Origin of the sequence: Dactylosporangium sp. NPDC000244 (genome assembly GCF_040300725.1) — a bacterium.
GTDB lineage: Bacteria > Actinomycetota > Actinomycetes > Mycobacteriales > Micromonosporaceae > Dactylosporangium.
Genome location: NZ_JBEPEH010000096.1, coordinates 1 through 9527, shown reverse-complemented (window position 1 = coordinate 9527; position 9527 = coordinate 1). Strand labels below are relative to the sequence as shown.

The following is a 9527-nucleotide window of genomic DNA, read 5'->3' as shown; positions in this document are numbered from 1 at the left end:
TACGACCGCTCCGCCGAGCACTTCGCCGCGTTCACCACGATCGCCTGCGCCCTCATCTGCTACCGTAAACTGGTCAAACACCCCAAATGAGACACAGGCTAAGGGTGTCGAGCGGCTGTTCAAGGGCGTTCCAGGCCGCGCATGACGGGACGGCCGCCGCAGGCACAGATCGTGACGCAGATCCTCGAGGCGCTGACCGATGCCGCCGGCCCGACGTTACCGCTGGAATCCCGCCGTGCGTCTCGGGTCAAGGGCGCGTACGGTGAGCGTGTCGCCTGGGACCCCGGTGACTGACAGACCCGGCGCAGGTGTCGATCTGTCCGTGAGTTCGGGACGTCATGATCCGGGTTTGAACCGCCTTCGTGGCGCATGACCGGTCGTGCACATCGCCGCCGGACGGATCGGGTGCGTCATGGCACGAGTGATCGCGACGCGGCGTTCGCCGGTGCCGTGCGTCTGGCGAGGCAACACTTCGCGAGCCATCGCATCGCGGAGATCCTGCTCCATGAACACCGATAAGGAATGTGAGTGCGATGGTCGACATCGCCGACACCCACAGCACCGCAGATCGCGGCCTGCCCGGCACCACCACCAACCCGCAGGTGCCCGACGGGAATCTGGAGCGAGACGTGACCGGATACCGGCGCACGGACCCCGACGGTGTCGCCTGGGTTACCGACGCTGGTGATCGTCGGACGTCCTTATCGGCGCCGGCGGCGCGGCGTTCGGCGGCCGGCACCCGGTATCTACCGGCCGCGATCCGGCTGGCGCTCGGCCGGATCTTCCTGCGGGCGTTCCTGGACAAGACATTCGGGCTCGGTCACGACACCGCCGTGGCAACGTCGGGGCTCAACGGCGGCAGCCCCACCAAGGGATTTCCCGGCTCCGCGGCGAAGGGCGCCGTTCGCCGGGTTCTACCACGCGATTGCCGGGGCGGGTGTCACCGACGGGCTGTTCATGGCCGCGCTCCCCTCCAGGCCGACGGTGCGGGCGTATCGGCGAGGGTGGGTGGAGGACCACCCGGGGTCAGGGGCGCGACGGCGCAACGATACGCGGCGTCGGGCGGCGGCGAGATGAACGCTGGGGTTGCGGCCTGCGTCGCGGCGGGGCGTGCGGTACATGGGCGTAGCGTGCAGCTGCCATCCGTTGAGGAGTCAGTCGCGTTCGATCCGGTCTCTCGTCTTGCGCTGCCCGCCCGTCGCAGCCGCACGAACCGTTGGGGTATCGGAGGCGGCGTTCATGAGCGTTTCGTCGGTGCTCGGATGTGCGGATCAGGCAGCGTGGTGAGCACCGGCCACAGGCTGCGGCTGTGGAGCCTCGTCCCGGCGTATTCGGAAGGTGAACCCGTTACGATCGAACATGTTTGCAGCGCGGCGATGGCCGCGACGGCTGCGGATGCCATCGCCGCTGCGTTCGCGGCTGGTGTTTGAGATGGCTGAGACCACGCTTGCCGATGTGCTCGTCGAGATGGCGGACACGCTCGTCGATGATTTCGACGTGATCGATTTCCTGCACGCGCTGACCGAACGGTGCGTGCAACTGCTCGACGTCTCGGCCGCCGGGATCTTGCTCACCGACCAGCTGGAAACCCTGCAACTCGTGGCGGCGTCCTCAGAGCGGACCCGGCTGCTGGAGCTGTTCCAGCTGCAGACCGACCAGGGGCCCTGCGTCGACTGCTTCAACACCGGAATGCCGGTCTCGGTCCCGGACATCCGCTCCGCCGGCCGCTGGCCCCGGTTCACCGCCGCGGCCGCCGAGGTCGGTTTCGTCTCCGTCCACGCCCTGCCGATGCGCCTGCGCACCCAGGTCGTCGGGGCCTTGAACCTCTTCGGCGTCCAACCGGGGCCGCTGGACGACGCGAGGCTGCGCGCTGGCAAAGCCCTCGCCGACATCGCCACCATCGGGCTGCTGCAACAGCGCGCCATCCGCCACCGCGACCTCCTCACCGATCAGCTGCAGACCGCGCTGAACAGCCGGATCCTCATCGAGCAGGCCAAGGGCGTCCTCGCCGAGCGCCTCCACGTCGACCTTGACCAGGCATTCGCCCTGCTCCGCCGTTCCGCGCGCGACCGCAACCGCCGCCTCGCCGAACTCGCGCAAGCCATCGTCGCCGGCACCGAAACCATCCCGGCCACTCCAGTCGTGACGCCCGCACACTGACCATTGGGCAGCTCGGGATCGATTGGGGACCGAGTGGCGAGGCATCGTGGGTAGCGCGGACGGTCGAGGTCGAGTTCGGTCACTGGCGCCGCGTTGACGGACCCCGAGGCCCGCGGTGTCGGCGGCGAGTCAACAACCATGACTGTCGTGCGCGTTGGCCGGAGGCCGGACCACGTCGTCTTCGGTGACGTTGATCGTGACGTGGGTGCAGGCGATAGTGGTCGCGGAGTTCGTCGATGACGCGGCGCTGCACCTCCCGGGCGATGCCGTTGACGGGCTCGCTGTAGGTGACAGCGAGGGCGAGTTCGATGTCGGCGGTTTGTCCGAGGACGCCGACGGCCGTGCGGGGATATCAGTGATGCCGTGGGGCGGTGTCGGCCAGGGTCGCCAGGCTCGTAGGTGCTGCGACCGAAGGCGATGCGTACCCCCTGGTCCGCGCATGGCGGCGTCACGGACCAGGACCGCCACGGCGCGGGCGGCCACCCGGATGCTGCCGGCGCCGGTCGGCTTCAGGGTGTACAAGACGTCGTGGAGCAACTGGGCGAGGCGGCGCATGACGGTGGCGGTCATGGCCGGCGGCGCGGTGATTGGGATGGGGCGAAGGCGAGGATCGCGGTCCACAGGTCGCCGAGCTCAAGCCACGCCGTCCCGGCAGGTTGGTCACCAACAGTGACGACCCGGCCATCGACACCGCCTACACCCGCCGCGGCGTCGCGCAAGCCGTCCGCACCGCGGTCACCGAGGTCGACGGCGTCGACCGTACTGCGGTCACCGTCCGGCGCCGGGCATCCGCGTGGCACGCGCACGCCGTCACACGCGAGCCGTCGCTGGCCCCCTCGGTTCGCGACAGCGTCACCCACGCCGCTCGGGCCCGCCTTGACGCCCTTGACCTGCGTCGTCCGCCGAAGTTGGCCGTCCGGATCTCCACCAGGAGTCGCTGATGCACGCCGACCGTGTCAACCGCGCCGCACTGGCCATCCTCGGGCTGCTCCTGCTGGCCCTCGGCGTCTCCGGCATCCTTCTCGGCGCCAGCGTCTTCGGCGACCGCGCGGCACACCGGAAGCTGCTGGACAACAGCGTCAGCCATGACTGTCGGCGCACACGGCGACTGGGTGTGGCCAGCCGTGGTCGCGGTCGTCGTCGCGCTGTTGAGTCTGGGTTGGCTGCTCACCGTCCTGTTCTCCACCGGTCTGCTCGCCGACATCACTGTGGCAGGAGACCACTCCGCCGGACGTACTACCCTCACCTCCACAGCGCTGGCCGACGCGCTGTCGGGCGAGATCGAAGCTACCGAGGCGTGCACTCCACCCGAACCGCCGTTCTTCCGGCAGGCCGCTGATGGCGGCGGCCAGCACTGGATCGACGCGTTCGACGGGCGTGGTGACGGTCAGCAGCAAGCGGGTGGCGCCGAGACCGAACGCCGCCAGCGTCCCCGCCCGCGGGCTACCTTGCGCGCGAATACGTACCGAACTTCAATCAGTCGCACTGGCGGCTCCCGAACGGCCGGTAATGAGGGAGTCACGGGCTCGCCCTGGGAGACACGGTCACGAGGGCGCATCCCGGGCACTGTGGCCGCCTTCGTTGTCCCATACGGTGGTCGCGTCGATGCCTTCGCCGCGTGCGACGGTCGGTGTGGTGAGGGATGCGGCGAGGATGGCCGGAGCGTGCTGTTGGTTGTCCGGGTCGGCGGCTGCGGCCATGGCGATGTCTGCGGTGGCGGCGTTGGCCTCGGGTGGCACGACGAGCAGGTCGATCTGGTCGCCGCGCTCGGTGGTGGCGATCAGCATGGCGGGGTCGACGGTGCTGAACCATCCGGCCCGCACCACGCGGGTGCCGACCGCGAGGCGCCGGAAGTGGCTATCCCAGCTGTGGCTGTTGAGCATCAGTTGACGGATCGGTCCGTACCGTTCGTTCAGGGCCAGGATCAAGCCCGGCAGTTCCGCTACCGGGTCCCTGGAGCGGGGCCACCACCCGCCGTCGAGGACGGCTCGTGTGGCGCGCACGGCGGTGAGCGACAGCCGCGGCTGGGTCGGTGGTTCCGGCGGAACGACGGTGGCGCGCTGTGCGGCGGTGAACATAACCGAGCCCCTCTCCCGACCTGCGGCTGCCACCGGACGACCGGCACGGGAGGAGCCTGCAACTTGCGTCGGCGCGGATCGAACCTTGCCGAGCGGGCGATGGTCCGTCGGCGGTGTACGTATCGGTCACCGGGGTCTGAAGTGCCGAAGCCAACTCTACGCCCGCGAAGGCCAAAACGATGTGCTCGGTCTACTGGGCGCGCGACGACAGCGCGGTCCGGCTCGGTGCCGGCCCTGCCTGCACCGGAGACAGCGAAACGGCTGCGGGCATGCATGTGTCCCGCGGCCGTTGACAACAGGGACAGGCCATCACCAGGGGTTCACGCATCTTCCACCACAGCGACTTACCCGGACGATCGCTGTCACGGCCTCGGACGTCTGTGACAGCGGCCCAGTGCCCATGCAGTCGCTACCGCCGGGGCGACCGCCCACTCGTCGACGTTCGACGCGCGTACCCGTGGCGATCGCCCAGGCCGCGGGATAGCCTCGGCGACCTGCGGCTCCCCGCCGTGAGCGACAACGCCTGACCCCGGTCAGCGTGGCGGAATCTTGTCCTTTGTGACCGCGTTTTCGAGATCCCGGGCGAAGGTGTCCGGATCGCGGGTACGCACGTAGGTCGACACGGCGTCGTAGAAGCCCTCCTGGAACTCCGGGCTCATGGCCTCGCCGTGGGCGATCGACAGCAGCACCGACGAGTCCCAGAGGCTCTTCGAGGCATCCCGCTGGTAGGCGGACAGGGACGAGATATCGACGTTCCGGAGCACCGGTACCGACCCCTTCGCCTTGCTGAACGGAATCTGGGTCGCCGGCTTGCTGATGTCGCTGAGGAAGGCGAGGGCGTTCTTGGCGTTCTTGGCCCTGGTCGCGGCCACGAAGACGTCGACAACCGCGAGGAAGCTGTCGCCGGTGCCGGGAAACGCCACGGCTCCGAAGTCCTTGCCCTCCTGTGCGCCATAGGCGACCAGCTCGCCGTACGCCGAGTCGTTCATGGACTCGAAGGCGCAACCACCGGTGGCGAGCTTCTTTGTCGCCGCGTCCCAGGTCAACGTGCCGGCCTCGGGATCGGCGTAGGCGAGGATGTCGCCGAAGGTCCGCAGCGCCGTCCGCACCTGCGCGCTGCGCCAGTTGAGGCGGTCGCCGACCATGTCCTGCCAGCCCTTCACCCCGATGGTGCTGAGTAGCACGTTCTCGAACAGCTCGACGGTGGTGAACGGGTCCTTGCCACCGAGACACAGAGGGGTGGCTCCGGACGCCTTGACCTTTTGCAGGCCGTCCAGGAAGGCGGCGAGGGAGTAGTTGCTGGAGGGCAGCGTGACGCCGGCTCGGTTGAGTAGCCCGGTGTTGAACCACAGCATGTTGCTGCGATGGGCACCCGTCGGCACCCCGTACGGCTTGCCGTCGTGCATGAGCGAACGCAGGATGGTCGGCTGCATCGTCGCGCGCAGGTCAGCATCGGTGAAGATCGACGCGACGTCGCGGATGACGCCGCGATCGGCGTAGCCCTGCACGGACTTGCCCGCGAAGGTCTGCCAGACGTCGGGTGGCCTGCCACTCTGTAGCCGCTTGGCCAGCGCCACGACCGCCTGTGACCCGGCGCCGCCTGCGACCGCGGCGTTGACGACGTCGACATTCGGATTCGTCTGGTGCATGGCGGAGAAGAGCACGTTCAGCGCGGCGGCCTCCGACCCAGACGTCCACCACGACACGACCTCGAGCTGCTTGGTGTCCGTCGTGGCGCTCGTCGGCTTCTGCGCGCCGCAGCCGGCCACGGCGAGCGCCATGACCGCGACTGCCGCAGCCGCGCGGCCCCAGCGGCTCATGCCGCGCCTCCGGGCAGGCCCGGCTCGGTGCTCCTGCGGATGGACTCGGGCGCGGCCCTGAGGTCGTAGAGGGCGTAGAGCCCGACGACGGCGAAGCAGGCGGCCGGGACGACAAAGGAGATCGCCGCGCTCGTCTTGTCCACGAGCTTGCCCTGTATCAGCGGCATGATCGCGCCGCCCACGATGGCCATCACGAGGCCGGCGGCGCCGAACTTGGTCGCCGGCCCGAGTCCTTTGAGGGCAACGCCGTAGATCGTCGGGAACATGAGCGACAGGCAGAAGGACAGGACGACCACGGCGAGGACTCCGGCGAGGTTGGGACTCGATATCGCGAACATGCAGAGCCCCACCGCCAGGAAGGCCAGCACGGCGAGCACTTTGGTGGCGCGCACGCGACCGATCACCCACGTCATCAGGAAGCGTGATCCGAGGAAGACGAGCAAGCTGGCCTGAAGGTAGGCGCCGCCCTTCTGCAGGCTGCCGCCCAGTGCCTGCTGCACATACTGGATCAGGAACGTCCAGGTGCACACCTGAGCCGCGATGTTCGCAAACTGGGCGATCACCCCGAGGCGGTAGCGCTTGCTGCGCCACAGCACGCCGAACAGGTGGCCGGTGCCGCCGATGTGCGGGCCGGCATCGGGAAACTCCTCGACGATCGGCGGCGCCTTCTGGCTCGCGATAGCGACGGCGATGAGTACCAGGAGGAGGCCCAGCCCCAGGTAAGGGGCCATCACGGCGCCGAGCTCGGCAGCGCGGATGGCGTGCAGCTGGTCCTGACTCAGCGACGCGATGTCGACCGGTTCCGCGAGTTTGGGCAGGATGAGGGTCGATGCCAGTAGCACACCGATGTTCGTTCCCAGCGGATTGAATGCCTGGGCGAAGTTCAGCCGCCGGGTCGCCGTCTCTTCCGGGCCGAGCGACATGACATACGGGTTCGCGGAGGTCTCCAGGATCGAGCACCCGGCGGCCATCGCAAACAGGGCCAGCAGGAACGCCTCGTACGTCATGATCTTGCTTGCCGGATAGAAGAGGAAGGCGCCCAGCGCCGCCAGCCCCAGTCCGGTGAGGATTCCCGTCTTGTAGCCGAAGCGCTGGTTGAGAAAGGCCGCCGGGAGCGCGAGCACGAAGTATGCGCCGAAGTACGCCAACTGGACGAGCGACGCCTGGAAGGTACTCATCTCGAAGATGCGCTTGAAGCCCGCCACCATCGGCGTGGTCAGGTCCTGCGCGATGCCCCAAGCGGTGAAACAGCCGACCAGAGCAATGAAGAGCAGTAGCATCCCACGGCCGAGCAGCGGCGGCCGCTTTCCCTGCTCGTCTTCATCCGCTAGTGGCGGCGCCATGCTGGCCGTCGGCACTCCTTCCGTGAATCGCGCGCACCGGTGTGCGTGTCACGTGCGCGCCGTAACCCGGCCCGCACGGCACGGGTACGACCTAGCATGGAGGCAAGCCTGCACGGTTGCGCCGCCACGCGGGGCGCAAACCCTGGAAAATCGCCCGGATCCCGCTGGCCCCATTGCCGTATTCGACAGCTCGTGTGGGTGGCGGCCCCGTGTTTCGAAGGCCCGCACGCCTTGTGCCTGCCGAGAGTGGTATCCGGCCAGGTCAGGCCTGTTGGGCTCGTTGGCCGCCCGGTGCAGCCGGCTCCGGGCCCGTCCAGCTGTGCGTGGCAGCGACCGGCGGGCGTTGCGGAGCACCGTGGCGGCTTCAGCGGTGGCCTGGTCGAGCAGACCGGGCAGCTCGCCGGTGATCCGCGCAACAGTCCGGTGGGCCTCCTCGCGGGCTGCCGCACCTCGCAGGTGCAGGCTCAGGGCGATCGCGCGGACCCGCGTGGCGGCGGCGCGGCCACAGCCGTGGAACCTCATGCGGGGTGCGGCGCCCACTGTCTTGATCCGCTGCACCAGCCGGCCGATCTTCACCACTGCCCTCGCGAGGAGGCCGGAGTCGGTCGGGTACTGCACGTTCGCCGACACCACGGTGGTGTCGGCGCGAACTTTTCCCGTCTTCGCCACCCTGGCCGCGACCGCTGTGGCGAGGAGTTCCTCGTTGAGTTCGGCCACCGCCTATTCCCCGCACCGGGTCGTGATCTTCATCAGTGTCGTCGGGTGCGGCACCCGGCCGTCGGGGGCACAGCCGAACACGCCGGCAACCATCAATCTACTTATTCAGGCCGAAGTAAATAGGAAACCGGACCGCAGTGAGCAGCGCGAGCGCCGCGACGACCAGCGCCGCGGCGAACAGGATGAGGCTCAATGTCACGTAGACGAGCGGTGCTCGTTCCCTATCGCCAGCGGCCTCGCTCGCCCTACAATGCCAGGAAGATCGGAGCTGGATCGGCCTGCCGCTCCAGGTCGCCGGCGGCATCAGCTAGGTTCATTCTCAAATGTGGCTGAGGCTGGTCGCGCTCGATTCTGGACCTGATCACCGGGTGGCGGCTCGAATGCCTGCGACGAGCGCGGCAACCAGTAGCACGAGCACGACCACGAGTAATACAACAGGAAGCAGCAATAGCGTCAATATCAAGATCAACACCACAGCAAGTTTCACCTCGGGGCTTGTGCCCGACCAGGCACCCTTGATCGCGGCCCAGACAGGGTTCTTTCCCAGCAGCTTGGCTTTCAGCCCCTCGAAGACCGCCTGCGTAGTGGGCCCTCGGCTCGCCACAAAATCGTTCAGATCGTCAGCCCAGTGCTCCACCTTCCGTGACGCCTTCGCAGTAGCGTACTGCAGGGCCGCTTCTCGCAGGTCACTCAGCGCGGGTGCGAGGCTCGTCGCCGCGGGGGCGCCCTTGGTCGCGCCGGTGGCGGTGCTCGATGGTGTCATGTGGTGGTCTCCTCTGCAAGACTACCCCACGGTGCAAGCGGACGCTGAAAATGGTTTGGCGCGAGAACCACCCCGTTTGGACTGCGAATGGTCTTGTTCACTTTTTATGGGAGCCCATGCTTCGTTTGGCCCCAAGCTGTCTAACGTCTCTCCGGCCTCGGCAAGCTCGTCTCGTTGCTTAAGGACATGGACCCAATCTCGCGTTTCGCGGCCCGGTCGATGCTGGCCCGCTCTGATTGCACGGCGTTGTGTTCGACAAGGTAGATCCGGACTCGCCGGTGTTCGTTGTCGAGCTGGCCGTGCCGGGCGAGGTGATCCTGCCATTTTGGGCACTGATCGATCGGCTTGGCGGCAAGCTGCCATGAACCGATGGATAGTGCTTCCGGCTACGCTCAGAAACACTCAGCCGCTTGGCAGCCTCTGAGCTCAGGAAGTCGGGCGGGGCCGGGCTGGTGTACGACAACAGCCTGACCCTCGACATGAAGACCGGGGCGGCGAACATCGGCAAGGTCGACGGCGGCACGCTGCGGATGGTCGTGACCTCCGACGGTAAGCAGGTCTTCGACTTCCCGGTGTCGTTGGGCAAGGCGAGCACCCCCACCTTCAACGGCGTCAAGGTCGTCATGGAGAAGGACGCGGTCGAGCG

General features: G+C 67.9%; 10 protein-coding genes and 1 pseudogene. 5 read left to right on the top strand and 6 right to left on the bottom strand.

Features of this window, described 5'->3' with window-relative positions; all coding sequences use genetic code 11:
* Nucleotides 1–171 precede the first annotated feature (171 nt).
* The 4 genes from ABT369_RS57430 to ABT369_RS57415 all read left to right on the top strand — a co-directional run bounded on the left by ABT369_RS57430 (nt 172) and on the right by ABT369_RS57415 (nt 3101).
* Entirely contained in the window at nt 172–294 is a 123-nt protein-coding gene (locus tag ABT369_RS57430; RefSeq protein WP_260729079.1) for a hypothetical protein, read from the top strand.
* A gap of 239 nt (nt 295–533) precedes the next feature.
* Nucleotides 534–1430, top strand: coding sequence for a hypothetical protein (locus tag ABT369_RS57425; RefSeq protein WP_350627155.1), 897 nt, complete (start codon nt 534–536; stop codon nt 1428–1430).
* Complete coding sequence (locus ABT369_RS57420) at nt 1396–2160, top strand: GAF and ANTAR domain-containing protein (protein WP_350627153.1); 765 nt, start codon at nt 1396–1398, stop codon at nt 2158–2160. The genes ABT369_RS57425 and ABT369_RS57420 overlap by 35 nt, the downstream gene beginning before the upstream one ends.
* 587 nt (nt 2161–2747) lie before the next feature.
* Nucleotides 2748–3101, top strand: coding sequence for a DUF6286 domain-containing protein (locus tag ABT369_RS57415; protein ID WP_350627151.1), 354 nt, complete (start codon nt 2748–2750; stop codon nt 3099–3101).
* A 138-nt stretch (nt 3102–3239) separates the two neighbouring features.
* Here the strand turns inward: ABT369_RS57415 and ABT369_RS57410 are convergent, their stop codons facing one another.
* From ABT369_RS57410 to ABT369_RS57385, 6 genes are all read right to left on the bottom strand, one after another.
* Nucleotides 3240–3557: a hypothetical protein gene (locus ABT369_RS57410; protein ID WP_350627149.1), complete on the bottom strand. Its 318-nt coding sequence runs from the start codon at nt 3555–3557 to the stop codon at nt 3240–3242.
* A gap of 147 nt (nt 3558–3704) precedes the next feature.
* On the bottom strand, nt 3705–4238 hold the full coding sequence (locus tag ABT369_RS57405) for a DUF5994 family protein (RefSeq protein WP_350627147.1): 534 nt from the start codon (nt 4236–4238) through the stop codon (nt 3705–3707).
* Between the two features lie 533 nt (nt 4239–4771).
* Nucleotides 4772–6058 carry an ABC transporter substrate-binding protein gene (locus ABT369_RS57400; RefSeq protein WP_350627145.1) on the bottom strand — a complete coding sequence of 429 codons (1287 nt, stop codon included), beginning with the start codon at nt 6056–6058 and terminating at the stop codon, nt 4772–4774.
* On the bottom strand, nt 6055–7401 hold the full coding sequence (gene fucP / locus ABT369_RS57395; RefSeq protein ID WP_350627143.1) for an L-fucose:H+ symporter permease: 1347 nt from the start codon (nt 7399–7401) through the stop codon (nt 6055–6057). Before fucP ends, ABT369_RS57400 begins: the two co-directional genes overlap by 4 nt.
* Nucleotides 7402–7449: 48 nt before the next feature.
* Nucleotides 7450–8118, bottom strand: coding sequence for a hypothetical protein (locus ABT369_RS57390; RefSeq protein WP_350627141.1), 669 nt, complete (start codon nt 8116–8118; stop codon nt 7450–7452).
* 361 nt (nt 8119–8479) lie between these two features.
* The gene (locus tag ABT369_RS57385; RefSeq protein ID WP_350627139.1) at nt 8480–8881 is read right to left on the bottom strand and encodes a hypothetical protein; all 402 of its coding nucleotides are present in this window, start codon (nt 8879–8881) and stop codon (nt 8480–8482) included.
* A gap of 410 nt (nt 8882–9291) precedes the next feature.
* Here ABT369_RS57385 and ABT369_RS57380 point away from each other — a divergent pair.
* A pseudogene (locus ABT369_RS57380) lies at nt 9292–9527 on the top strand (hypothetical protein); the annotation flags it as partial.

Bases quoted from the DNA above. Each gene is read 5' to 3' on its own strand.
- ABT369_RS57420 (WP_350627153.1), top strand. From the start codon at position 1,396: ATGCCATCGCCGCTGCGTTCGCGGCTGGTGTTTGAGATGGCTGAGACC.
- ABT369_RS57425 (WP_350627155.1), top strand. From the start codon at position 534: ATGGTCGACATCGCCGACACCCACAGCACCGCAGATCGCGGCCTGCCC.
- fucP (WP_350627143.1), bottom strand. From the start codon at position 7,401: ATGGCGCCGCCACTAGCGGATGAAGACGAGCAGGGAAAGCGGCCGCCG.
- ABT369_RS57385 (WP_350627139.1), bottom strand. From the start codon at position 8,881: ATGACACCATCGAGCACCGCCACCGGCGCGACCAAGGGCGCCCCCGCG.
- ABT369_RS57405 (WP_350627147.1), bottom strand. From the start codon at position 4,238: ATGTTCACCGCCGCACAGCGCGCCACCGTCGTTCCGCCGGAACCACCG.
- ABT369_RS57400 (WP_350627145.1), bottom strand. From the start codon at position 6,058: ATGAGCCGCTGGGGCCGCGCGGCTGCGGCAGTCGCGGTCATGGCGCTC.